The sequence below is a fragment of the Peribacillus simplex genome (assembly GCF_001542915.1).
GTDB classification, from domain to species: Bacteria; Bacillota; Bacilli; order Bacillales; family DSM-1321; genus Peribacillus; species Peribacillus simplex_B.
In genome coordinates this window covers 769,631-794,790 of the sequence record NZ_LNNH01000012.1, presented here as the reverse complement: position 1 = coordinate 794,790, position 25,160 = coordinate 769,631, and the positions used below count along the sequence as shown (strand labels likewise).

General features: G+C 41.4%; 27 protein-coding genes. 18 read left to right on the top strand and 9 right to left on the bottom strand.

Annotated elements, in window-relative coordinates; all coding sequences use genetic code 11:
- Window positions 1–132: 132 nt before the first annotated feature.
- Window positions 133–771 carry a YczE/YyaS/YitT family protein gene (locus AS888_RS08930; protein ID WP_061141776.1) on the bottom strand — a complete coding sequence of 213 codons (639 nt, stop codon included), beginning with the start codon at window positions 769–771 and terminating at the stop codon, window positions 133–135.
- A 341-nt stretch (window positions 772–1,112) separates the two neighbouring features.
- Between AS888_RS08930 and AS888_RS08925 the strand changes: the two genes are divergently transcribed.
- The 4 genes from AS888_RS08925 to AS888_RS08910 all read left to right on the top strand — a co-directional run bounded on the left by AS888_RS08925 (window position 1,113) and on the right by AS888_RS08910 (window position 4,569).
- Window positions 1,113–1,766 (top strand): GNAT family N-acetyltransferase, encoded by a 654-nt coding sequence (locus AS888_RS08925; RefSeq protein ID WP_061141775.1) that lies wholly within the window; start codon window positions 1,113–1,115, stop codon window positions 1,764–1,766.
- Window positions 1,767–2,152: 386 nt separating this feature from the next.
- Window positions 2,153–2,887, top strand: a complete 735-nt coding sequence (locus AS888_RS08920; RefSeq protein ID WP_061141774.1) for an AzlC family ABC transporter permease — start codon at window positions 2,153–2,155, stop codon at window positions 2,885–2,887.
- Window positions 2,878–3,207: an AzlD domain-containing protein gene (locus AS888_RS08915; protein WP_061141773.1), complete on the top strand. Its 330-nt coding sequence runs from the start codon at window positions 2,878–2,880 to the stop codon at window positions 3,205–3,207. The genes AS888_RS08920 and AS888_RS08915 overlap by 10 nt, the downstream gene beginning before the upstream one ends.
- Window positions 3,208–3,627: 420 nt before the next feature.
- Window positions 3,628–4,569 (top strand): AEC family transporter, encoded by a 942-nt coding sequence (locus AS888_RS08910; protein ID WP_061141772.1) that lies wholly within the window; start codon window positions 3,628–3,630, stop codon window positions 4,567–4,569.
- Window positions 4,570–4,717: 148 nt separating this feature from the next.
- Here the strand turns inward: AS888_RS08910 and AS888_RS27060 are convergent, their stop codons facing one another.
- Entirely contained in the window at window positions 4,718–5,629 is a 912-nt protein-coding gene (locus AS888_RS27060) for a methyl-accepting chemotaxis protein (protein WP_311316472.1), read from the bottom strand.
- A gap of 386 nt (window positions 5,630–6,015) precedes the next feature.
- Here AS888_RS27060 and AS888_RS08900 point away from each other — a divergent pair, with 386 nt between their 5' ends.
- Both AS888_RS08900 and AS888_RS08895 read left to right on the top strand, forming a co-directional pair.
- Complete coding sequence (locus AS888_RS08900) at window positions 6,016–6,495, top strand: RrF2 family transcriptional regulator (RefSeq protein ID WP_061141770.1); 480 nt, start codon at window positions 6,016–6,018, stop codon at window positions 6,493–6,495.
- A 40-nt stretch (window positions 6,496–6,535) separates the two neighbouring features.
- Window positions 6,536–6,919 (top strand): nuclear transport factor 2 family protein, encoded by a 384-nt coding sequence (locus tag AS888_RS08895; RefSeq protein ID WP_061141769.1) that lies wholly within the window; start codon window positions 6,536–6,538, stop codon window positions 6,917–6,919.
- Between the two features lie 156 nt (window positions 6,920–7,075).
- Here AS888_RS08895 and AS888_RS08890 read toward each other — a convergent pair whose 3' ends face one another.
- The 3 genes from AS888_RS08890 to AS888_RS08880 form a co-directional block, all read right to left on the bottom strand.
- Entirely contained in the window at window positions 7,076–7,513 is a 438-nt protein-coding gene (locus tag AS888_RS08890; RefSeq protein WP_061141768.1) for a DUF2383 domain-containing protein, read from the bottom strand.
- A gap of 307 nt (window positions 7,514–7,820) precedes the next feature.
- Window positions 7,821–9,350, bottom strand: a complete 1,530-nt coding sequence (locus tag AS888_RS08885; RefSeq protein WP_061141767.1) for an MDR family MFS transporter — start codon at window positions 9,348–9,350, stop codon at window positions 7,821–7,823.
- A gap of 501 nt (window positions 9,351–9,851) precedes the next feature.
- Window positions 9,852–10,313: a general stress protein gene (locus AS888_RS08880; protein WP_061141766.1), complete on the bottom strand. Its 462-nt coding sequence runs from the start codon at window positions 10,311–10,313 to the stop codon at window positions 9,852–9,854.
- Window positions 10,314–10,616: 303 nt separating this feature from the next.
- Here AS888_RS08880 and AS888_RS08875 point away from each other — a divergent pair, with 303 nt between their 5' ends.
- From AS888_RS08875 to AS888_RS08855, 5 genes are all read left to right on the top strand, one after another.
- Window positions 10,617–11,387: a GH25 family lysozyme gene (locus AS888_RS08875; protein WP_061141765.1), complete on the top strand. Its 771-nt coding sequence runs from the start codon at window positions 10,617–10,619 to the stop codon at window positions 11,385–11,387.
- Window positions 11,388–11,589: 202 nt separating this feature from the next.
- Window positions 11,590–12,336 (top strand): TerC family protein, encoded by a 747-nt coding sequence (locus AS888_RS08870; protein WP_061141764.1) that lies wholly within the window; start codon window positions 11,590–11,592, stop codon window positions 12,334–12,336.
- 520 nt (window positions 12,337–12,856) lie between these two features.
- Complete coding sequence (locus AS888_RS08865) at window positions 12,857–13,237, top strand: VOC family protein (protein WP_311316471.1); 381 nt, start codon at window positions 12,857–12,859, stop codon at window positions 13,235–13,237.
- Window positions 13,238–13,481: 244 nt separating this feature from the next.
- A complete protein-coding gene (locus AS888_RS08860) occupies window positions 13,482–14,024 on the top strand; it encodes a GNAT family N-acetyltransferase (RefSeq protein WP_061141763.1) in 543 nt (180 codons plus the stop codon).
- Window positions 14,025–14,203: 179 nt separating this feature from the next.
- Entirely contained in the window at window positions 14,204–15,628 is a 1,425-nt protein-coding gene (locus AS888_RS08855; protein ID WP_061141762.1) for a DHA2 family efflux MFS transporter permease subunit, read from the top strand.
- Window positions 15,629–16,187: 559 nt separating this feature from the next.
- Here the strand turns inward: AS888_RS08855 and AS888_RS08850 are convergent.
- Entirely contained in the window at window positions 16,188–17,327 is a 1,140-nt protein-coding gene (locus AS888_RS08850; RefSeq protein ID WP_061141761.1) for a LuxR C-terminal-related transcriptional regulator, read from the bottom strand.
- A 296-nt stretch (window positions 17,328–17,623) separates the two neighbouring features.
- Between AS888_RS08850 and AS888_RS08845 the strand changes: the two genes are divergently transcribed.
- From AS888_RS08845 to AS888_RS08820, 5 genes are all read left to right on the top strand, one after another.
- Window positions 17,624–18,379: an SDR family NAD(P)-dependent oxidoreductase gene (locus tag AS888_RS08845; RefSeq protein WP_061141854.1), complete on the top strand. Its 756-nt coding sequence runs from the start codon at window positions 17,624–17,626 to the stop codon at window positions 18,377–18,379.
- A 49-nt stretch (window positions 18,380–18,428) separates the two neighbouring features.
- Window positions 18,429–19,172, top strand: a complete 744-nt coding sequence (locus AS888_RS08840; RefSeq protein ID WP_061141760.1) for an SDR family NAD(P)-dependent oxidoreductase — start codon at window positions 18,429–18,431, stop codon at window positions 19,170–19,172.
- Window positions 19,173–19,599: 427 nt separating this feature from the next.
- On the top strand, window positions 19,600–20,025 hold the full coding sequence (locus tag AS888_RS08830; RefSeq protein WP_061141758.1) for a DMT family transporter: 426 nt from the start codon (window positions 19,600–19,602) through the stop codon (window positions 20,023–20,025).
- Window positions 20,026–20,039: 14 nt separating this feature from the next.
- A complete protein-coding gene (locus AS888_RS08825; protein WP_061141757.1) occupies window positions 20,040–20,738 on the top strand; it encodes a Crp/Fnr family transcriptional regulator in 699 nt (232 codons plus the stop codon).
- 17 nt (window positions 20,739–20,755) lie between these two features.
- Complete coding sequence (locus tag AS888_RS08820; RefSeq protein WP_061141756.1) at window positions 20,756–21,241, top strand: DMT family transporter; 486 nt, start codon at window positions 20,756–20,758, stop codon at window positions 21,239–21,241.
- Window positions 21,242–21,318: 77 nt separating this feature from the next.
- On the opposite strand, the gene AS888_RS08815 is transcribed toward AS888_RS08820, so the two are convergent.
- Window positions 21,319–22,089: an SDR family NAD(P)-dependent oxidoreductase gene (locus AS888_RS08815; RefSeq protein ID WP_061141755.1), complete on the bottom strand. Its 771-nt coding sequence runs from the start codon at window positions 22,087–22,089 to the stop codon at window positions 21,319–21,321.
- 90 nt (window positions 22,090–22,179) lie between these two features.
- On the opposite strand from AS888_RS08815, the gene AS888_RS08810 reads away from it, so the two are divergent.
- Window positions 22,180–22,554 (top strand): MerR family transcriptional regulator, encoded by a 375-nt coding sequence (locus AS888_RS08810; RefSeq protein ID WP_061141853.1) that lies wholly within the window; start codon window positions 22,180–22,182, stop codon window positions 22,552–22,554.
- 174 nt (window positions 22,555–22,728) lie between these two features.
- Here the strand turns inward: AS888_RS08810 and AS888_RS08805 are convergent, their stop codons facing one another.
- Together AS888_RS08805 and AS888_RS08800 are read right to left on the bottom strand one after the other, a co-directional pair.
- Window positions 22,729–23,151 (bottom strand): NUDIX hydrolase, encoded by a 423-nt coding sequence (locus tag AS888_RS08805; RefSeq protein WP_061141754.1) that lies wholly within the window; start codon window positions 23,149–23,151, stop codon window positions 22,729–22,731.
- A gap of 321 nt (window positions 23,152–23,472) precedes the next feature.
- The gene (locus AS888_RS08800; RefSeq protein ID WP_061141753.1) at window positions 23,473–23,964 is read right to left on the bottom strand and encodes a hypothetical protein; all 492 of its coding nucleotides are present in this window, start codon (window positions 23,962–23,964) and stop codon (window positions 23,473–23,475) included.
- A 354-nt stretch (window positions 23,965–24,318) separates the two neighbouring features.
- Between AS888_RS08800 and gloA2 the strand changes: the two genes are divergently transcribed.
- Window positions 24,319–24,711, top strand: coding sequence for an SMU1112c/YaeR family gloxylase I-like metalloprotein (gene gloA2, locus AS888_RS08795; protein WP_061141752.1), 393 nt, complete (start codon window positions 24,319–24,321; stop codon window positions 24,709–24,711).
- Window positions 24,712–25,160: the final 449 nt, after the last annotated feature.

The following is a 25,160-nucleotide window of genomic DNA, read 5'->3' as shown; positions in this document are numbered from 1 at the left end:
TACCTTATAGGTAAAGCTGGATAACATGAAAAAGAGACAATGATTCCGATCACAGCTCTTTTTCATGTTCGTGAAGCGGCAGCTATCAATACCAATGGAAAAAGTGACTGGCAAACAGAGGTGCACCAAATTTCAGGCAACAAATCCGGAACTACTGCTTTTCCGTTGGGCCAATTGCAGCAGCTTTCGAAATAAAACTAAAGAATGCTGAAAAACCGGGCTTTGGATAAACGTGTAGATAAACGTCATGACAAAAACCGGGCCGCCCAAGAGAAAGCCGATCAAAAGCACTAAGTTTTCCACGACTACCCGTGCCTGGCTGACTGATAAACGTGTCTTATCCGCGAGCGAAAGCATGAATCCATCTCTGGGACCGGCTCCAATACCTGCTGCTACATATAAACCTCCTCCAACACCAGTAATGACGATACCAGCTAACAGGATCATATAATCCGTCCATTCATGGGAGGCTTCGGGGAGGATATCCGACCACAAGAAAAAATCGATTATGGGGCCAATCAATAAAGCGTTCAAGAAAGTGCCAATATTAATATAGCGCCGGTCCACCACGAAAGAAATGGAAACGAGTACGAGACCGCACATGATGCCCCAAGTTCCTATCGTCAATCCATGTCTATCATGCAATGCGACATTCAAAACATCCCATGGATGCAAGCCGAGATAGCTGACCTTGATAGCTAGCGCGGTTCCCAAACCAAAAAGGATGAAGCCTGAAAATAAAAAAAGGTACCGCAGACATGTCATCTTGATATCCCCTTTCCTTCGATCTCCAAAAAAATATGATAATCATTATCTTATAATATAAAACCAGCATTTCATACATTAATTTAACTATTTGAAAAAATATGAAATCCATTAAATGTTTTTATTTTTACAAAGGTTCGGCCTTGCATTGATGGCAAGGGGAGATGGGGATCAAATTAAAATAAAATGGATGAGTAAAGGAAGGAATTACAACCTCTAAAGTGGAATTTACTTTTTATCCAGCTATTTCGGGAAAAATTATCTTATGATAAACCGTGGTATTCCCTTAGGTTCGAATTTGAATGGAAATCGATTAGAATGAACAAAAAAATGAAGGCGGTGCTATCATGTTAAAGCCAGTAACATTACGCGGTCATCTGGTCTGCCTGGAGCCGATGACGGTCGATCACGTCCATGAACTTTGCGCGGCAGCGTCAGAAGATAGGTCCACCTACATTTATACCAAGGTGCCCAATGGACGGGAAGAAACAGAACGATATATTGAAAGTGCCTTAAAGTCACACTCGGAAGGGAGTGTATTGCCATTCGTAGTTCGCCGTAATGACACGGACAGAATCGTCGGATCGACCAGGTTTCTTGATCTCGAAGTGTTCCAGTTGCCGCCATCATCGGCATCGCCATCAGGCGCATCGAAAGGAACCATACCTACCGATGACAATCCCCCGACCGTTGCCGAGATAGGCAATACTTGGTATGCAGCCTCTGCCCAGCGAACGGGTGTAAACACGGAGTGCAAGCTATTGATGCTTGCTCATGCATTTGACGTATGGCAAACGATTAGGGTCACGCTGAAGACCGATGCTCGAAACGATCGTTCGCGTACCGCCATTCAACGGCTAGGCGCCATTTTTGAAGGTGTACGCAGGGCCCATATCCCTGCAAGTGACGGCGGCATAAGGGACACTGCTTATTATTCGATAGTTGCTGACGAATGGCCTGAAGTCCGGAATGATCTTTTTCAAAGACAGCAAAGAAGCTAGTCTGGTGTGCTGAACGGGTGTATAGGGGTTTGTCACCTAACCATCAATCACATTTGCGCTGATCCATCTGTACAAGGATGGAGAGGAATAGCGTATTTGTTATTGGCGCATTTTTAAGTATTCATGAAAATATCTTATGAAAACGCCAGCCTTTCCATTTGTATAGGAAAGGCTGGCGTTTTTTTATTGAAGTTGCATGTATTCAGAAAGGTTTGAATGTTTGCTGAGTTAGTATTATACTAACTACTAATATAATTGCAGTATACCAAAGAATATGAAGCTCTCTGGACAACAAAATCTGTCCTTATTGTTATTGGGTATCGGCCCGTTTTAGTCGATGTATACATAGCTTCGAGTAGAAAAATGTAGAGTAAGGAGGGTATAAGGTGAGTTTAGAGAATGTCCATGTGGATACAGCTGCATCACCACGAGATAAAGATGGTTTTATGAGAGGGGTGAAAGATTGCGTCCCAACGTTGCTTGGCTATTTAAGTATTGGGTTAGCCGCTGGCGTTGTTCAAAAGACAGCAGGATTAAGCATAGCCGAGATTGCCTTAATGAGTTTAATTCTCTATGCTGGTTCTGCCCAATTCATTGCGGCGGGTATGATCGCGGCAAGCAGCTCTCCCACAGCCATCATTATCACCATATTATTTGTCAACCTGCGTCACCTTTTACTTAGTGCCGCGCTATCCCCGTATTTTCGCCATCTCTCACCACTGAGGAACATCCTTGTAGGGTCGCTGCTCACGGATGAGACATTCGGTGTCGCCATTAACCAAACGGCGAAAAAAAATCAAATCAATGAAAGTTGGATGCATGGCCTCAATATTACCGCCTACTTAAATTGGTTTTTTGCCAACATCGCAGGGGCTCTTCTCGCCCAATGGATTTCAGATCCGGAAAAATTCGGTCTTGAATTTGCCCTGCCAGCCATGTTCATCGGCATTCTCGTCTTGTCCATATTAGGCAGAAATAAAATCAAAACGGATATAGCTGTGGCCATAATAGCGGTTGTGATTGCGGTGGGTTGCTCCTTTGTCATGTCCAGCAGTATGGGAATCATTGTGGCTACGATCCTGGCCTCGACGATAGGGATGGTGGTGGAAAAATGGAAATAAGATGGGGTATTTTTTTGATCATTGCAGGAGCGGCTATTGTTACTTTCATTCCAAGGGTAGTTCCACTAATGGTCCTTAGCCGTATCGAATTACCAGAGTGGGGGATGCGTTGGTTAAATTATGTTCCCATATCGGTCATGGCTGCATTGATAAGCCAGGAAGTATTGGTTCATGATGGGAAGTTTTCTTCAATAACCGATAATGTCCAGCTATTGGCTGCCATTCCGACTTTTTTAATTGCGATAAAGACACGTAGTTTATTAGTAACGGTCCTCTCCGGCGTCACTTTTTTCATGTTGTTCCGTTGGGTTATTTCTTGACTTTGATTGGAGCCGATTCCCTGAAAAGGGAGTCGGTTTTTGGTGGCAGGAGGATCAACATTTTGAATATTTAGTATTGACAGATTTTATGTAGCCTATTAAGATAGCGATTAGAAAGCAGTATAATATCGAAACAAGCGAAGAAATGTGAGTTAAAACAAGTTTGAATACGCATTCAATAAATTAGAGATTCAGCGGAAATCTATGAAATAAAGCGAATATGCTCCGTTGGTTTTGAATGCGCATTCATCATGATATGATTTGCTCCAGAACATACGTGACTTGTAATGAGGTAGTTTTTTCATATTCAGGGTTTACTTACGTAATCAGCATTGGTGAAACTTGATCATGGAGATGTTAGTTTGTTTTTTTTTAAGCTTTATAGCAGCTTTTGATCATAAGGTAGGATGTGGATGAGAAGTGGATTACTCTATTGTGTTTGAATCGGTACTTTTGATCGGCTTAATGATTTTAGTGGGGGTGATCCTCTCGTACCTGAACCCCCTTAATGAACACAACAAGCAAACGTATTCGATGATTATCGTTAATGTGGCCATGCCGTGTATCGTCTTATCAAGTATTTTCAAAGTGGATATCAACCAAGAGATGTTACGGAATATCTTGATCGTTTTTATTCTTTCTCTAGCGATCAACCTTTTTGGAATTGGAATTGGCGGGTTGCTGGTTACCCTTTGCAGCCCTGGAAACGCATTCCGTCGGGAAATTTCCCTGCTATCAGGCTTGGGGAATACCGGATTTATCGGCATTCCATTATGTGCCACTCTATTAGGACCAGAGGGGGCAATGTATGCAGCCATTTTCGATGCCGGCATGGATATGGTCATTTGGACAGTTGGTGTGATGATCCTGCAAAAATCCAAATCCTTCTCGCTTTCCTCTATGAAGTCCATGCTCAATATGCCTACAGTGGCGATAGTGCTTGGGTTGAGTTTTGCTTTTGCAAATTATCATCCACATCATATTTTTGTCAGCTTAACAAACCAATTGGCTGCACTGGCATCACCGTTAGCGATGTTTTACATTGGGCTGTTGATCATGTCCATAACCAAATCGCAATTCCTGTCTGCCAAAAGCAAAATATTCATTCCGGCCGCCATTAAACTAGTTGTCTTGCCCCTGGTTGTATTTGCGCTAATAAAAATGATGGAAATGGACAGACTCCTTTCGGAAACCTTATTAATCCAAGCGATGATGCCTGCTCTTACTTTAGCTCCCATCCTGTTCGGCAAATATGGTGCGAACGATAAACTGGGAGCCATTACAACGATAATCACGACAATCATTTCCATGATTTCAATTCCATTATTCCTATTCATATTGACTAAATTCCATTATCTCTAGGTTGGTTTTATGTTAAAGCTGAATATATATCTTCTGGTCAGAAAATGAAAGTAAGCGCTTTGAGCGATGCTCCCAGTATCAGCCTTACTAGGAGTAGGACGGAAACAAATTGAGCTGAACATTACATTATCGATACGATCAAAAAGGTTCAGAATATCTCTTTAAAGGATTTAACCTCCCTATCCAGCTGGGTAGAGGCGCTTTCCACTTCTTTAAACGCCATGACAACCTGCTCGTTGAATGTCTGGTTATTTATGATACCCTCTTCTGATTGCGCGGTTACTTTACTAATTTTAGCTATTTCCGCCGTAATGCCTTCTACATGGGAATTGACTTCCTGAATCGAGTCTTGAACCCGGTTTGAAAGCTTTCTGACTTCACCTGCCACTACATTGAACCCTCTCCCATGTTCTCCGGCACGAGCGGCTTCTATTGCAGCATTCAATGCAAGGAGATTGGTTTGGGTAGCTATTTCACGGATCGTCTTTACAATGCTCCTAATCGATTGGGCTTGGAGTTTCAGAGATTCGAGGATTTCCATATTCTCTTTTGATCCAGCCACAAGCTTACTGGTTGCAACGGACGCTTCCTGACTTCTTGTGAAGCCAAGTTCAGCTTTTTCATGCAGTTCCTCGGACATTTTCTGCAGTCGTAATGCCACATCCCTCGCATTCGTTTCTCTTTCTGTAATGTCCGTTGCTATTTTTACTACGGCACAAACCTTTCCGATATGATCGAGGACAGGCGTATATGTAGCCTCCAACCATATTTCCTGTCCTGATTTCGTGATACGTTTTATTTTTTCCTGAAAGCTTTTTCCGTTGCGTAGATTTCTCCAAAATTGCTCATAAGCGATACTTGTTACAAAGTCTTCTGTGCAAAATCTTTTATGATGGAGACCTGGCATTTCATCCACTCTGTATCCCATCGTTTTAGCAAAATTTTCATTCGCCCAAAGTACGTGCCCGTCTTTATCGAATTCAATCATGGAAAGTGATCTTTCGATGGCGGCTAATACAGCGCTTTCTTCCAACAATTGTGTACTTTTGAGATTTTTCATTTTTAACATCGTTGCAAACCTGCCTTTATAAGAATGTTTTGTATCGTTGACAAACAATTGACATGCAAAAAGAAGGGGAATACTGCTTGACAGGAATGTGAAGGCTTACATACTAAGCTTCCCATATCCGTTGCCATTCGAAAAAAATAACCATTCGTTAGTTTATCGTACTGATTTCAAGGGATATTAACAATTTTAGGTGTTCTGTGCATTGAAATTTTATTTTCATGCACATCAATGCCTTATATGGGCCATAGGTTAAGAGGGCACGAATTTACTTTATTAAAATAATGATGTATTATGTGTATAAAGTGGATAATGTTTATCCTCTTTATACAGGAGTACAAAATTTTCATACTAGAAAAACATAGAGGAGTTGATGTTGATTGCATATGAAGACAGGGGTCGAGCAATCCGTCTATGCCATGTTGCTGCTTAATTTTCTCCCGGAAAAAGCTGTATTGTCTGGAGACGTGATCAGTCAGCAATTAGGGGGATCAGCAACTTATTACCAAAAGATATTAAGGAAATTAGTCAGTGCTGATCTGCTGACCTCCGTTCCCGGTATAAAAGGGGGGTTTAAATTAAAAAAACGTCCTGAAGATATACGTATATATGACGTTTATCTTGCAGTAGAAGGGAAGCAGTCCCTATATTCCTCAAGTGGCATTTTTCATGACATGCTTAATTTGAAGGAGAAGGATATTTGCTTGCTGTCAAATTTGATGGAAGAGGCGGAGACATCGTGGAAAACCATTCTCAAACGTGAAACCATCGCATCTCTGACTGAAGAAATAAACAAAAAATGTCCTAAGGAAAATTTGCAAATGTTAAAAAAAGTGGTGAATGAAAAAATGGTTTTATAGAGGTTAAGCATTATATCATCGTGATGAGGAGATTATGGAAATGAAAAATTTAGAGAAATATTTTGATTTATTCGATCAATCAAGAACAAGTGAAAAAGCTATGGAAGAATTGGTGTCATTATTTTCGGACGATATTGTTTTCATCCTAAATGGTCATGAAAAAAAGGGAATAGAAAACTGGAAGTTGTTCGTTAAGATGGTATTCCAAGAAAATAGTGATATTAAACATATGTTTGAAGGTTGGAAAAAAGTGGAAGGAACCGAACTTTTTGAAACACCGTGGGCGGTGTGTGGCAAACGATCATCGGGAACGGTATTCACGCAAACTGGCAAAGATATAGCTCGATTGAATGATGATGGAAAAATCAGTTATTTAGAAAATGTTCCGGACAACACGGACATGTTTGCCAATTATAAAAATTGACAAACGCAACATCCATGCTTGGATAAAATGTGAGGGGCTACTGATATGAGTCAGTAGCTTACATAATAGTAGAGGCAGGTTATATATGCTGCCGATGAACACTCAAAATGAAATAAGGCTCCTTGAAGAGAGTTGCAATTAGCTCTCTTCATCAATCTAGGAATGTAAAAGAGACTTTAGGAAATCCACGTGTTCCCGGTCTTTATCAAGAATTTTATGGACCAGGCCAAGACTTTCTTCATCAAGCTTATCCCTTACGAGGTCCTCGGACATTCTAATCCCATAAATATTTTCACCTTTGATGGCATGTTTGATGATTTCCTCATCAGTGTGGTTCCTTTCGAATAAATTTCCGATTGCGCCTTCAACCTTTCCAATCATTCCTTCACTCGTTACAGGTGTTCCGCCCAAATGTTGAATTCGCTCAGAAATGATGGCTGCATGGTTTTTTTGGTCTTTCTGAATGGAAATGAATGAATCTTTCAATGAAGTTTGTTGCAGTTTTTTTATAAAGTGTTCATAGCTATGTACGCCCATGTATATCCCTTGTAAAAATTTATTCAGCGTCTCAATCGTTTGGTTTTGTTTTTCCACTTTATCACTCCTTTACATAATAATCTTAGCATTCCATTTACAGGAATAATTATTTGGCCCATCTGCATTTTTTTCCTGGATTATTCTTGGGGTAAAAGGATATTTAAAGTGTAGGTTTCATGAGGGTCATAAGCCGAGAAAGACGTTGTTGCCTATAGCCCCGGGTGGGGCGGAACGTAAACGAGAGCATTAAGGCCTGTCGTTTTTATAGTCAATCCCTTGTTTGACAAGGGATTGAATAAGACAGTAAGCCATGCAACCAATGGAAAGACCATTCAACCTTTACGTTTCGGTTTTTTGCTGCTTTTTACCGTTCGTGTAAATCTGAAAATTCCTCAAGTTCGGATGCAGGATCGAATTTCTCCTTGCTCATGGCAATTGCGGCCACAAGCGCGAGGACGGATGGGATGATTGCCCATGCAAACGTATGAACGAGTGATGAGGACAATGCCTCTGTCATTTTATCCAAGATTTCGGGTGGAATCTTTTCACGAGTTTCAGGAGTCAAGATTTTACTAGGATCCCCTAATTGTAAACCATCCTGCCCAGTACCGCCGCTGCTGAACATGGAGGTTAATTTATTTGTAAACAGATGGCTTTGGATTATGCCGAATATGGTAATGCCCAATGCCATTCCCAGTTCACGCGTAAAACTGAGCGTTGAGCTGGCAGATCCGCGCTGCTTTGAGGTAAACCCATGGATTGCTGCATTACTTAAGACAGAGAAGGAAGATCCTATTCCGAGACCGATTAAAATCATAAAAATCGTGACGGTGAAGCGAGTGGAATCGGTTGTTAATGTAGTGAGCAATGAGATTCCTGCGACCAGAAGCGCTAAAGTCGCTATCATGATGGTCCGGTAAGTAAACTTGGACAATAAGAAACCGCCGCCTGCAGCTGTAATGACAGACCCTACCATCATGGGAAGAAGGACAAGGCCTGAATTCGTAGCAGAACCGCCAAATACCCCTTGTATAAAGATCGGAATGTAGACAGAGGCCGTAATGAAAGCTGCACCGCTGAATATGGCCATTACATTACTAGTTGAATAGAGGCGATTTTTGAACATCCCAAAGGTAATGATAGGTTCCTCTGCCCGTCGTTCGACCAAGATAAAAACAATCATAAGCAGGGCAAAGGCAAAGAATAAACCAAAAATCATACTGGAGTTCCATGCATATTCCTTTCCTCCAAGTTCCAGGGCAAACATCAAACAAAGAATGGAAGCGACAAGTGTTGACGCGCCAAGATAGTCGATTTTCTGCTTGGAATGCTCGACGGACTCTTTGTAAAAAAACGAAATCATGATGAATGCAATCAGCCCTATTGGTAAATTGATGTAAAAAATCCACGACCAATGGATATAATCCGTAATATATGCACCTAGAAGCGGACCGAAAATACTGGAAATACCGTACGCGGCACCAAATAAACCGCCTATTTTGCCTCGTTTCTCCGGAGAAACCACATCAAACATGATCGTGAAGGCAATGGGCACGAGAGCACCGCCGCCGATACCTTGGATTGCGCGGTAAATGCTTAGCTGAATGATCGAATCTGCTGTACCGCATAATGCAGAACCAATCATGAAAACAATGAGGCCAAAGATAAAGAAACGCTTTCGTCCATACATATCCGATAATTTGCCGAAAATCGGCATACCAGCCATTTCTGCCACCATATAGGCAGAGGTCACCCACATTAATTTGTCAAAGCCCCCTAAATCTCCTACGATCGTTCCAATTGCCGTAGCCACTATGGTGTTATCCATTGAGGCCATCAGGGTTGCCAGCAGCAACGCCACTATGATGACCCCCACCTTATTTTTCTTTTCCATCTCTTATGATTCCTCCAATTCACCCAACAAAAATTTTTCTGAATAAAATATATGTGCTATGCAAAATTGCTTGACCAGGACCGTATATGGTGCTGGTCTTCAGGGAGAAATGGGTGATTCCGCCGCTTGAAATTGTTTTTGCAAATTCGGGATCATGCTCCTTTCCATCAAGTAAAGGCAATGCCATCAAATGAAATTAAAATTGTTCGAGATTCTTGATTATAAAATATCTTTGTTATCAAGATAAATATATATTAAAAGGATGTATGAGTTTTGTCAAACTCTAATTAGTCAAAGAGTCCGCCACTAGTTGCGATAAAAAATCGTTCCGAAACGATAATCCTTTCCATTCGTAATAAAATTATGATGTACAAAAAAAGCCCTCCGATGAAGGACGGCCACGAAATAATCTAAAGAAAATGAAGTCATCAATATTTTTACTTGTTGCCCTTACATTCATGAAACAAGGCTTAATGGAAAATGATTATGTGTATGTTACCTTCATCTCCTGTAAGTAGGGGGACCTTCTTTAATATCATTATCCACTAATATTAAAACTTTCCCGGCTTTAATACCAGTCTCGTATCTTTCCGCGGCTCTTTCCGAAATGCCCAATCCAATCAAGGTACCAGCCAATCCACCGGTTCCTGCCCCTACCGCCACTCCAGCCAGTGCAGATACAATCGGTCCAGCGGCAAGCAGGGGTCCGATTCCTGGAATGGCCAATGCACCCGCACCGGCAAGCAGACCTGCCGCCCCGCCAATAACTCCCCCTGTGGCGGCACCTGTAGCTAATCCTTCTTCGGCTTTCGTACCCGTTTTTCTTTCAATCACTTTTGTTTCCTTGCGATCTTTTGCAACAATGGATATTTCATCACGTTTATACCCTTGTATCAAAAGCTCTTCTACCACTTTTACTGCTTCTTCACCGTTTTCATATATTCCAACCACTTGCTTACTCATTACACATCCTCCTTTAATTTTCAACTATTGTTCCCCTCATCATATGAAGCCTGTATGGGTTATATTCGTTACGCTAAAATGACAGATGAAAGAGATTAGCGATTACACGATGGAAACAATCCCTCTTTCTTGAAAGTTTCCAGTCTATGCTATCCGTACAGTATGTGTCTAGAGGACGGGAAATGGGGTATGGATAATAAAACGAATACCTAAAATAGAAGAGAAGAGTTTGATAACATAATCAGATATGATTGTTGCGAACGAATACATATCCACACGATTGAACAAGAGGAGCTTGATTAGATGACACATATAAAGGGCATTGATGTATCGCATTGGCAGGGTGCAATCCAGTGGGGGAAGGTTGCAAAGGATGGAGTTCAGTTTGTTTTCATCAAAGCAACGGAGGGAACGAATTATTCTAAGCTTTCCTATTTTAAGGAAAATGCCCCCAAAGCTTTGGCGGCGGGTTTGAAGGTGGGGGCTTATCACTATGCCAAATTTTCCAATGTGGCAGAAGCAAGGACTGAGGCCGCCTACTTTTTGGATGCGATTTGTTCCATTGCTTTAAATTATCCTCTGGTGCTTGACCTTGAAGAGAATAAAAAAGCGACAGGAAAACATGCACTGACGGATGCGGCCATTGCTTTTCTGGAAGCAGTGGAACGAGCCGGGCATGCTGCCATGCTTTATACGGGAAAATCCTTTCTTGAAAATGCGTTGGATGAATCAAGGTTGGCTAATTATCCCTTGTGGATTGCCCGCTACAACAGCATTCTGGGACGGAGCGCAGACATTTGGCAGCATTCCGATTCAGGAAAAGTGGATGGCATCGGGACGAAGGTGGATTTAAATATTGCCTATCGAGATTTTTCCAAGACTATAAATGCCTTTAAGGCACCCGCTAGGTCGAGTGAATACGAAGAACCATCCTCCATATACATCGTAAAGGGAGGCGACACGCTTAGCAGGATTGCCAAAAAATATGAAACGACCGTATCGTCGTTAGTCGGTCTTAACGGGATTGAAGATCCGAACAAAATTTATATCGGTCAAAAATTATGGATTAAGTGACTGGAACTTAGTGTAAGCATAAAGGAATATAGTATAGAGTTGCCGAGTATCGTGACAGGAGAGTTTGAATAAGAAATCCGCTTCAATGGGACAATATTTAGTGAAGAAAAAGCCGGAATGACTTTTATCCTTCGATCGAATTGGGATCTAAGACAGGGTAGCTTTCTTATAGGTTTATGAATGAATCACTTAGGGGGCTAATATGGAACTTACTTTATTACTGGAGTATGGATGGGTGTTAATTATTTTAATATTTTTAGAAGGTTTATTATCTGCTGATAATGCATTGGTATTAGCCATCATGTCAAAGCATTTGCCAGAGGGGCAGCAAAAAAAAGCGATTAATATCGGATTGCTTTTAGCTTTTATATTTAGGATTGGTGCCATTTTCATCATTTCGTACCTTTTCCACGTTTGGCAAGTTCAAGCGATCGGTGCAGCGTATTTGATTTTCATTTCTTTAAAACATTTACTGAAAAGGGATCATGAGGAAAATGATAAAAAAGGGAAAAGCTACCGCATGACCGTTGCGCAAATAGCATTGGCCGATATCGCCTTTGCCGTTGATTCGATTTTAGCGGCAGTCGCTCTTGTTTTGGCGTTGCCGGATACGCCGATGGGGAATATCGGTGGCATGGATGGAGCTAAATTCATCGTGATCCTGCTAGGTGCGATAGCGGGCTTGATTGTCATCCGCTTTGCAGCAGGTTATTTCGTTAAGATATTGACGGAGCGCCCGAGTCTCGAGACTGCAGCCATGTTACTTGTCGGCTGGGTTGGGGTCAAGTTACTTATGCATACCCTCGCGCATCCATCCGTGCACATCATTTCACACGAGTTTGTAGAGGGACCCATCTGGAATATAATCTTTTGGTCAGTCATGCTTCTTATTGCCTTGGGTGGCTGGTTTTTGTCTAAAGATAAAACGGCAAAAAATGATGAAGAATAATTTTCTGATCAATAGATCCGTTCAGCTTCATCAAGAAGTTCATGGTCAGTGCTTGGAAGGATCAATGGCATTTGGTTTGGAGTAAAGACCGATATGAATATTTCGGTCTTTTTTTGTTGGAAAGTGCAGGAAGAAGGAAGCGGTTTTTGAGCTTGCCCCATTATTTGATAGGGACCGGTTTTTAACCTTGAATATGGTCATTAAGCTGCTCGCTTACTCCCTTATCGGATGCTCGATTGTTATGTCTCCCTGCAAGTAATTCACAATGTCTGTTAATTGTTTCATGCATCTTTAAAATAAATGATAATAAACTAAAGGGTGGTGCATTACTTCAATAACAGGGGTTGCTGCGGCAGCCTTTTTCTTATGGAATGAATGGGGCATGTTAGTTCAACAAAGTCCTGATTCAATTCCAAAAATTACGATGATTTGATTCGAGCTAATTTCTTCGAAATCCAAATTTAGTATGATACAGTAAATATTAGAAAATTATAGATAGCAAAACGAGGTGGGACGAGAAATGAAAAAAGGTCTTTACGAAGCACATTTACCTGTAAGTAATCTTGAAAACTCCATTAAATTTTATGGAAAATTGGATTTGGAAATTGCCTATCAGAGTGAAAAAGTAGTTTTCTTCTGGCTTGAGAAAGGCAAAAGTTGGCTTGGTCTATGGGAAGCAAACCAAGTGGAAATTCCGTACCATCCTTCCATACGACATGTAGCTTTACGAATGGATATGGAGGACATGACATCAGCAAAAGCTTGGTTGAATAGTAAGGGTATCAAGATTCGTACAGCCTTTGACTTAACCGAAGAACACCAACCTTTAGTTCTTGATAACAATCCACAGGCTCACGCAGCTATTTATTTTAACGACCCAGACGGAATTCGCTTGAGTTGATTGCTCCTTTGAGATTGGATTTTGAGCAATCCCTTGGAGAGATCTCATTGGAGGATTGGTATAGACGAAATGCTGATCCGAGCTAATTCAGTTCCGATTCAGATGTAAAAGGGGGTGCTGTGGCAATCCTGATCCTTCTAGACAAACGGGTGCTTTAGCTGAAGACAGCTCTTTTTATGGGGCAGGGTGGCTCCGCAATAAACAAGTGATTTAACATTACAATAGAAAGACCAGGGGGTTCAGTATGTTCTTACATAAAATAGATGAGGAGTTCTTATTGAAGCTGTTGGAAGCAAAGGATGCAGAAAGAGTTTTCGAAATAACTAATAAATCCAGAGAATATCTGCGAGAATGGCTTCCTTGGTTGGATCATACAAAAGAACTTGAAGATACAAAAGGGTTCATTCAGGTTTGTTTAAGAGATTTTGCTGAAAACAAGAGCGTCAATACAGGTATTATGCATAAGGGACAAATTGTTGGCGTTGCAGGTTATAACCAATTAAATTGGTCAAATAAAACGGCATATATGGGTTATTGGCTCGGAGAAGAATATCAAGGAAATGGAATGATGACAAGGGTGGCTAAGGCATTGACTGATTATGCATTCAAAGAATTGAAACTGGATAAAGTGGAGGTTAGGGTTGCCTTGGAGAATCAGAAAAGCAGGGGGATTCCTGAAAGGTTAGGTTTTGTTAATGAAGGTTGTATCAGACAAGCAGAATGGCTGTATACCCATTATGTTGACCATATCGTTTACGGTATGTTAGCCAAGGATTGGAGCATGTAGTCATCCCTTAATGGAACTAAAGGGTGTGTTAACTGAAGGAAGCTGTCTTTAAGGCAGCTATTTTCTTATGGAACTAAAAAGAGGCAGGTTAGTATAACAGCAAATGGGTGGTTACCTGAGGTGAATTCATGTAATCTACAAAAGTATGTTTTTTTTCCAATCGTAAAGGAGGTCCATAATTGAATTTAACAAATAGAAAACATTCAACAATTGTTGCCCTGTTGCTTGCGGGTACGTTTATTGCGCTCTTGAATCAAACCTTAATGATTACCGCGATTCCACCTGTAATGAAGGAAATGGATATTACAGCCAATAGTGCACAGTGGCTAACTACCGTTTTTATGCTGGTTAATGGGATTATGATTCCTGTGAGCGCGTTTTTACTGGAGCGCTTTACCACCAGGCAGCTCTTCCTTTCAGCCATGGGGATTTTTGCTATTGGTACCTTGGTTGCGGGGCTAGCCCCTAGTTTTGGGATGCTGCTTCTAGGACGGATCATTCAGTCGAGCGGTGCCGGTATCATGCTCCCTTTAATGCAAACAGTCTTCCTCATGATTTTCCCGGTTCAAAAACGGGGTGCGGCTATGGGGTTGGTTGGGCTGGTCATTTCCTTCGCCCCTGCTATTGGTCCCGCTTTATCGGGCTGGGTTACGGAGACCTACTCTTGGAGGGTATTATTCTTTATCATTCTTCCAGTTGCTATTATTGATATCATCGTTGCGTACTTCGCTTTAAAAAATGTAACAGAAGTTACACGACCAAAAGTGGATGTGCTCTCTATTGTTTTATCTTCCATGGGTTTCGGTGGATTATTGTATGGATTCACAGCGGCAGGTAATTATGGCTGGACAGACGGGAGTACGATCATATCCCTAGGCATTGGAACGATTTCACTTGTTTGGTTTATCAAAAGGCAATTGAGATTGAAGCATCCAATGCTGGAGTTCCGAGTGTTCACGTATTCATTATTTCCGTATGCTATCATTATTGGAGCCATTACATTTATGGGGCTGATAGGAGCCGAAACACTCATCCCGCTATTTATGCAAAATATGCGCGGATTTACTGCGTTTGAAGCTGGGTTAGCTATACTCCCTGGAGCCCTCATTACCGGATTACTGTCCCCATTCATTGGACGTATTTTTGATCGGATTGGGGCGAGGTGGTTGGTTATGGGTGGATTACTCATCATAACCGCTTCCTCCTTTACTTATATGGATGTTGGTCCTTCGACAAGCTTCACATTTATTATGGTCGTGTATAGCATTCGGATGTTCGGATTGGCCATGGTTATGATGCCTGTTTCAACGGCAGCCTTAAACCAGCTTCCTAAACGGTTAATTGCTCATGGTGCAGCTATGGATAATACGATGAAAATGATTGCCGCTTCTGTAGGTACAGCGATACTTGTAACTGTTATGACAACAGCTACCGAAAATGCTCAAGCGCGTCCCGAGATCATACATCCTGATATGTATGGCGCGCAAATCTCATTTATTGTCATCGCTGTACTTTCACTGATTAGCCTCCTCATTTCTTTTAAAATAACGGATCAAAAACCAGCAGGAAAAGAGTTCAGAGAAAGAGAAGAATTAAAGAATTGAATCGCGTCACATTCCATTGTCATGCATATCCAGGGACGCTAATAAAGAGGGGAACAAGTCATCCATGATTTGTTCTCCCTCTTTATCTTTTTTTCTTTTTATAAAAAAGTACACATGAAAATTAGAATGGATTTCCAATTGGAATCTTTAATCCGCCATATAATCGGTTCTGAATTCTGCGAATACTTCTGTGAAAAGGACCAGTTTCTTCTATATTGTACTGGAGAATTTGGAAGAATCCACGCATTTCATTCGCATTATAAAAGGGGCGGAAGGAGACCGAATATCCAATTTATTGATTGGAAACTTTATCGATGTATGATGAAGAATAATGTCCTGAACATATAGCTCCGTACAGTTTCAATAAGAAAATCAGGATCATCGCTTGGATGTGTCAATATCATTGGTTTGGAGCAAAGACCGTTTTGAAAATTCCGGTCTTTTTTTTATTGGAGAGTGCAGAAAGCGGGAAGCGGTTTCCGAGCTTCCCCCATTGTTTGAAAATGGGGGGGGGCTTTATTTCCGATAGATGTGCAGCAGCTTTCATAAATCATTTGCATTATTTCAGGAGACCATTGCGAAATCCATGAACCACGACTTGAGTTCGGTTTTTAGCCTTGAACTTCGTCATTAAGCTGCTCACGTAGTCCCTTATCGTATGCTCGCTTAATTGCAATAAATCGGCCATTTTCTTATTGTTATGTCCCTCTGCAAGCAAGTTCAAAATCATGGACTCCCGTTCGGTCAATTGGAGGTCTGTATCCTGTATCACCTCATCATCCTTCCTGGATAAATATAAACCTAGCCTTTTTCCAACCTGCTCGAGCAATAGGAGATCTTCTTTCACATAATCGAATTCCACCCCTATTTGATCGAATGTCAGCCAACCGAACACTTGCCGATCATGAAAGATCGGTACAAAAATGACGGAGGACAGGTTGAATAACCTTATATGCTCCTCTTTGATGTAAGGATGCGGATCCTTTAGAAATACAGGCTTTTTCGAATTGAAAACCAAGGACTGCTTTGCGCTTAGCTGGCCTCTCATGCTTTGTACCTTTGGAAGTTCCAACCCGATGGTGCCGTGGAATTGGTTGGACCAAGGGATATAAGCATAAAAAACACATCTTTTATAATGAAAGAACTCTTCGCATTTTTTTAGGATATAGGCAAAATCCTTGACGCCTGCTGAGTGGATTAAAAGTTCATCCAATTGGTCCAGTAAGCGCAGCCTGATAAGTTCAGCATTTTCCTGTTCGGTTTTGGAATATTGCTTTGGCTTGTCAGCATCCCATTTGTTAAAGCTATGGATAAGCTGGGAGAAAATCGAAAATAGATACATTAAGATGGAGATGGTATGGGTATGTTTCAGATTGACCATCAAGGTGACGATGGCTTTTTCAAAAATTAGCCGAAACATGCTGAAATGATTCGCATTTATCATCGATAAATGCGATTGTAGCCACGTGTCGATATGGTTTTCATGAGAATCCTTGATGTCTTCGATGCTTTGAGAGGATAAAAAGAGTAAGAATGAATCCAATAATGTTTGAATCGTGATTCGTTCAGGTTCATTGATGAATGGCTCCAGGTTCAAGTATATATTTATATTCTCTTCAATCTGCTTATTATGGCTTTTTATGAATAACACGAATTGTTGAAACGTTATCTCTTCATAAGGATGGATGGATTGGGTCATGGGAAGTTCTTCTCCTCAATAACTGAATACCCCTATAAAAAGGGGGGGATATCTTCTTATTATACAGCATTTTATAGGATAGTATTTCAGAATATGAGGAGTAAAATATAGATATGGACATACAAGGAAGCTTATTAAAGGAAGCTTATTAATGGTCATAACCCTTTCATTGAAAGGGTTATCGCGGCTTTCATTGCTTGTATACGATTCATCGCCAAGGGAAACCTCTAGGGAAGAGGATTCCAGATTTTTTCGGGATTTGGAGCATGGGAAAAAATAAAGGGGGATCTGATGAAATGAAAAGACTTGAAAACAAAGTGGCTATCATTACTGGCGGGGGAACGGGCATCGGGAAAGAAACCGCTTCATTATTCGCTAGTGAAGGAGCAAAAATCGTCATTACTGACATTAACCAGGATTCCGGAGATCAAGCTGTAAAGGACATTCAAGCGATCGGAGGAGAAGCGATATTCATTCGCCACGATGTCAGCAGCGAAGAAGATTGGAAAAAGGTTGCAAAGGAAACGATTGATGCATTTGCGAAAGTCGATGTTCTATTCAATAATGCGGGCATTTATATCATTAAACCGGTTACGGAGATTAAACTTGAGGAATGGAACCGGCTCATGTCGATTAACGTGACCGGCGTGTTTTTGGGAATGAAACATATCATGCCATTGATGGCGAAACAAAATAAAGGATCGGTCATCAATGCATCATCCATTGCAGGCTTGATCGGGGCGCCGGGACATGTTCTTTACGGAGCAAGCAAGGGGGCGGTCCGGGTCATGACAAAAGACGCTGCCATCGAATATGCTTCAACGGGAGTCAGAGTGAATTCGATTCATCCAGGATATATCGATACCGGGATGGCAGACTATGCTTCAGAGCAAACGGGCAGCTCAAAAGATGAATTGGGTAAAGAATTTCCGTTAGGACATCTGGGCACTGTCAAAAACGTGGCGAATACGGTGCTTTTCATTGCTTCCGATGAATCTTCCTATACGACCGGCACGGAATTTGTGATTGATGGCGGAGCGACAGCTCGCTAAGGGGCTGCCGCTGCAGTGGAAAGAAACTAAAACCGAAGGAGTGTTTGGAATGAGATTACAAGATAAAGTGGCAATCGTAACCGGCGGAGCGAGTGGGATTGGGGCCAGCACGGCGCAATTATTTGCAGCAGAGGGTGCAAAGGTTGTCATTGCTGACTTTGCTGATCATGGACAAGCAGTATCTGATGAGTTAAATGGAAAAGGGTACGATACTCTTTTTGTCAAAACCGATGTGACGAGTGAACCGGACATAAAGAATATGATTGAAAAAACCGTCAGCCAATACGGGAAGCTGGATATCATGTTTGCGAATGCGGGTATTGCAAGGGATGGAAACATCCATGAGTTGAGCTATGAGCAATGGCAAAAAACGATTGATATCAATTTATCAGGCGTCTTCCTTTCAGATAAATATGCGATACAGCAAATGCAAAAACAAGGGACAGGCGGAGCCATCGTCAATACAGGCTCCATCCATAGCCATGCCGGAAAACCTGGGGTAACGGCGTATTCCGCTGCAAAGGGCGGGGTCAAGCTACTAACCCAAACTTTAGGTACGACTTATGCCAAAGAAGGGATACGCGTCAATGCCGTTTGCCCAGGGTATATTGATACACCGCTCATTGCGGCAGCACAGGGTGACTTAAGGCAAGATTTGATCGATTTACATCCGATCGGCCGGTTGGGCAAAGCCGAGGAAGTGGCTAAAGCAGTTCTCTTTCTTGCAAGTGATGATGCATCATTTGTCACAGGCACAAGCCTTATTGTCGATGGCGGTTATACAGCAGTATAAAAGCCTTTTTCTGAAGGGTGAAAACAACTGCTTAATCGTCCGTTCACCGAAATAACGGACTACGTAAATAAATAATGGAGCTTCTTCCCTATGGGAGGCGATGTAAATCGCTTATCGTAAGGAAGGGCTCTTTTTTAGGCTCTTTTCGTAAAGATCCTCGTTATAAATACGAAACGATTGAGGTTGTTTGGAGAGAAGTCAACCATTCCGCATTACTTGTGAAAAGCAACCAAGTATCTTTTTTAAAAAAAAGAGCATATGAATTGCAGAAAAACCTAGTTGACCGAGAACCTCCGGGAGGTGCTGTTTGGCAATGTATAGGAAGGATATATAGGGAACATAAATATCATAAGGGACATATGTCCTTTCGCGAAGCTCCAGTTCTGTATTTTAATGAGTACAAGCAATCCAGAAAGGAGGAGGAAGGGTGAAAGGGATACTATTTTCGATTATTGCCGGTATATTCATTTCGTTGCAGGGGGTGTTTAATTCAAGAATGAGCGAGGACATTAGCGGTTGGCACACGACTGCGATTGTCCATCTAGTCGGATTTATCTTGTCGATCATCATTTATTTAATTGCCCGGGATGGCAGAGCGGAGGGCTTTCGTGAGGTTCCTTATTTTTATTTGCTTGGAGGCATTCTCGGGGTCGTGATCGTGTTCGGGGAAATGACATCGATAAATGTGCTGGGCATGTCTCTTGCAATCGCCACGATTTTAATTGCACAGCTTCTTTGTGCATTCCTTATAGACACTAAGGGACTATTCGGTATGATCAAGCATAAGGTGTCATTTCAACAAGTGATTGGAATGGCTATGATGTTAGTGGGGGTAATCCTATTTAAATGGTAAAAAGGTGATGTACATTGAAAAAAATAAATGATGGCCGCCGGATTCTTGAATATCTCGATCAATTTCAGCTGAATAGGGTTTTTTCGGAGGGAATGAAGAAAAAAATATCTCTTTACCAATTCAAAAAGGGAGAAATTTTGTGTGCAAGAGGTGAAGATATTCAGCACATGTATTTCCTGGTGAAGGGAAAGGTGAAGATCTTTACCACTTCTCCGGAAGGAAAAGCATGGATCGTTCGGTTCAAAACACCATTGGCGCTTTTCGGCGATGTGGAATATGTAAAGGGGATGCCCGTCCTCCATACTGTCGAAGCAGTCAGTGAAGGAATGGTCCTTTGCATTCATTTTGATGAGGTAAGGGCGATGGAATCCAACCGCGCGGAGTTTCTGAACTTTTTGTTGGAGATCATTACCCAAAAGTTTTACACGGAATCCCATGCTGCTAGTTTGAACAGGCTTCATCCAGTCGAGACACGTCTGGCAAGCTACCTATTGTCTCTTTCCTCGGAAGGGGACGGCTCCATGTTCCATAAGGAAATGGGCACGTCCAATCTAATGGAAATTGCTGATCTCATAGGTACCAGCTATCGGCACTTAAATCGTGTCATTCATAAATTGTGTGAAGAAGGAATCATCGAACGGAGGCAAGGGTCCCTGTATATTGAAGACTTGCCGATGCTCCGGGAAAGGGCAGATGGCAATATTTATGAATGAGATCGGAGGATACATGCATGCAAGGAATTTTGTTTGGAGTTATTGCAGGGGTCTTCATCAGTCTGCAAACGGTCTTTAATGCCCAAGTGAGTGAAAAGGTAGGTTCTTGGGCGACAACCACACTCGTGCTGGGACTTGGTTTCGTATCATCGTTCACCATGTTTATGATCATGGATGATACGAGCCTGTTGGCGCTCGGTCATGTAAACAAGCTTTATCTATCAAGTGGGGTCTTGGGTGTCATGCTCGTCTATTGCATCATGCAGGCGATCCGGCTTTTAGGCCCGGCATATGCGATCTCCATTGTACTTGTCGCCCAGCTCATTATGGCGGTTGTTATCGACACGTATGGCTGGTTCGGGTTTGAGACGGCTCCTTTTACCATGAATAAATTGTTCGGTATCGGAATCATGGTAGCGGGAATCATTATGTTTAAGACGAAAAGGAACGTTATCCAGAAAACCGATAAGCGGGGTATTTTACCTGAAAAAGCTCAACTGTAACGTATCCCATTAAGAAGAACATCCCCCTAATTAACGCATTGGGACAACGCGTTAATTAGGGGGATGGATCTCAAGTTTTAGGAATTGGCATTCGTTGTTCGAGAAGCATATGGGAAAAGGGGATCTTTAAGTTCAAACTCATAGCTTTGTCCATTTACAATTCCAACCACTTTGTCATGTTCATGCAGCTGAATCAAAAACTCAGCCATTTCCTTTGCTGTATGGTACTTCGGTAAAGTGGCATCATAATGGAATTCGTCAACATCAAAGGAGCGTTTGGCAAATTCCGTTTCAGTTGCAGCTGGAGCCAACACCTTCGCTTGCATTTTAGCACCTTGGCTTTTAAGTTCATGAGCAAGCCCTTCTGTAAAGGCGCTGACATAAAATTTAGTGGCGCAATAAGTGATTGCATCTGCAACAAGGGTGTACCCGCCGCCTGAAGAGATATTGATAAGCTGTGTGCCCTCAGTATTTGAATAGTCACGAACGTAAAGGGAGGACAATATTGTTAAGGCCTCAATATTCAGGTGAAGCATTTTCTCGATTTTCGGCAGCCTTTGCTCTCCGATCTTATCGAAGTTTCCAAAACCTGCATTGTTGATCCATGTTTCAATCTGGAGGTCTTTGAGACTTTCATATAGTCCGTAAACGTTCTCGGTAATTGATAGATCGGCAGCATGAACAACGATATCCAATTCTTTATTCATTTGCTCTATTTTTGTTTTTAGTTCGTCCAAATTTTGTTTTCTCCTGGCAACGAGAACTAAATTTTTCCCTCGGGATGCAAAGGCTAAAGCAGCTTCATATCCAATACCGGAGCTTGCTCCCGTGATAACCGTATATTTCATGTGTATACCTCCATTAATTTATGATAGGATGTCATTGTATTACTTAGAGTTCACTCTAAGTCAACAATTAGTCATGATGAGGTGTTTTTTATTTACACGATAAGTGAAGTGGGGCAAAAGCTTGGAATAAGCACACATGCCTTACGCTATTACGAAAAAGAAGAAATCATAACACCGGAAAGAAATGCTCAAGGAATCAGGCAATATACCGATTCACACCTTAAATGGATGGAGTTTGTAAAAAAACTGAGGGAAACGCAAATGCCCATCGAACAAATAAAAAAATATACCCAATTGTTCAAAGAAGGAGACCATACATCGATGGACCGCTTGAATCTATTAGAGAACCATCGCCGAAGCATCGAAGCCCAGATTGAAACATTGAAAGTCACTGAAGCAATGCTTGATAAGAAAATAACGGCATATAAACAGCACTTATCCACTTTGAATCCGTCAAACAGCTAGACCTGCACAAAAAGTGTTCCTTCTGCTGGTCACAGTATTAACGATGCGCCATTTTCTTGAAATTATGTACTTATGTATCGTTAATACTGTTCATCTCAATCTTAATAGGGTTGACTTTCAACATACTCAAAAGGAATGGAAACGGTTATCATATTTTTCACGATCAGAATTTCCTCAAATTTTATTTTGTTGCAAAATATAACTTGCTCCAGATTCGTTAATGAGCTTTGAAACCCCTTCTGGATAATAAGGCATTAGGCGGTCTGCCTTTTCCAAGTCCATCCATTCAACTTTCATAATATTTTCTTCATGTGGAATTTCCTTAGGCCGAGTTACGATGTATCCAAGATAAGTAAAAAAGAATACATGCTTTTCATCTATGAGACTCTCATTCAAAGCTACAATATTGCCGACTTCAATGTCATACCCGGTTTCTTCCTTGACTTCTCTTATAGCCGCTTCTGCCAAAGTCTCCCCGGCTTCAACTCCCCCTCCTGGCAATGTCCAAGTGCCTTTCTTATTGAATACCATCAGTATTTTACTTGTGGCCGCATCAAATAGTAATGAATATACAACATCAACTCGCTGGGAATTCATATCTTTACCTCCTCCGTAAATCGAATCAATCTTAAGTATAAAGTAAATTCATGATTATAGTGGAAAATAGCAGGGAAGGGAAATTCAGACAGTTTCGTTATTTTTAAAATTAAATATACGATCATGTAACAGGATATCCTCCCAATTCTTCCTCCAAACGTCTGGCAGTAAGAAAAGGGTGGGGAAATGTATGGATGATGTGATCATTGGCATCAAAACAAAGCAACCATGGAGATCCGGATGAAGATTGGATCTCGATAGCTACGTCACATATTTCTCCTAGCTACATCAAAAAAAGTGAATGATAGCTTTCTTCAATTATTAGGAGCAGTACCATTTTCCATTATAAAAAATACAGTTTTGCCCACCTTGCTGCCCACCAGGAAACCCTGGGAAAGGCTGCCCCTGCTGTCCGCCCTGCTGTCCGCCCTGCTGTCCGCCTTGCTGTCCACCCTGCTGTCCGCCTTGCTGTCCACCCTGCTGTCCGGGTTGTTGTACAGGCGGACATTGTAGACCTAAATATTGTAATCCAACGATATCATTGTGATGAACCTCGTTTGGCAAACCATCCTCAAGGATTTGAACCATGCCAGTTGTGGTGTTAAACCCCATCAAAATGAATGTGTGTGTCGAATTTCCCCAAAACCCCCTGAAACAATGCCCTTGGCGGCCTGCTTTTAAATGACTTTGTATCGTTGCAGTAGGTACTAAAGATTGCACTCTTTCTGCGTAATGATAAGGCATATTAGCATAATAATTATCGTAATAATATGGTACATTGTTTTGATGAAAGGCGTAGTTATAGTTATACATTCCGAAAATCCTCCCTTTTAGGTACACTATAAAATATGTAAAAATAAAGATTATGTCCTACATGGACAAAGATGGACAATGAATTTGGGCTGCCTAATTTCCAGCCGGGACTAGTATCACCGTAAAACAATCATGTTTATACTGCTTGCATCTTATTGAAACAGAACGCTATGGCCAAAGAGTATTTCAAAGCTAATGAATATTTCCCTAATTGTGAAATTAGTGTTCTTTGCTTCATGAAAGCGTCCTTTGCATAAAGGGTTTCAAGTGATAAATATAGAAGAAGATACTAGGCTGATAGGGTGATCCCTAAAAAAAGCAAATTCATAAAACGAAACTTATTGGAGGAAGCAAATGAAGGTAAAGAAAATCCATCATGTAGCAATCATATGCACGGATTATGAGAAATCAAAAAAATTCTATGTAAATATCCTAGGGTGTGAAATTAAGAAGGAAACCTATCGTGCAGAAAGAAAGTCGTATAAATTGGATTTACTGGTCGGGGGGGAATATCAGTTGGAATTGTTCTCCTTTCCGGAAAGTCCCTTAAGACAAAGTTATCCCGAAGCAAGCGGGCTAAGGCATTTGGCTTTTGAAGTGGAGGATATTGATCAAGCGGTCGAAGAGTTATGCAAAGAGAATATTTCTGTCGAACCCATCCGGGTTGACGAGATAACCGGAAAAAGATTTACGTTCTTTTGTGATCCCGATGATTTGCCTCTGGAATTATACGAAAAGTCTTGCTGAATGGAATCCATCTAGAAAGATAAACAAATTCGATTGGTCAGGTGCGAGGAGGTCCCGTTCAACTTGAACCTAAAAAAAGCAGACAAACTTTGGTATCCAAGGGGTTTGTCTGCATTTTGGAAGCTGCATGTCGATTGCGGCTTCTTTTTTTGTCATGGACTTAAAATGGGCTGTCAAGGACTGCTCTGTAGTATACAGTATTCAAGCAGGATTCATAAGATATAAAAAGGAGGGACAAGCAAATAAAGGAAGAATGCAAGAATGGAGATAAAAACAGTGGTCCAAAAGAAGCTCGGTTTCGTTTAATAACAGGCACATTTACTGACATGGAAACGGCAGAGCTGATGGCAGATGAGCTTAAGCATCGTTATGGCTGGATTGTCTATATAATACCTGAACAAAGAGGAAAAGAAGGGGGATTAGAATAAACGGACACTAACATCCTTGAG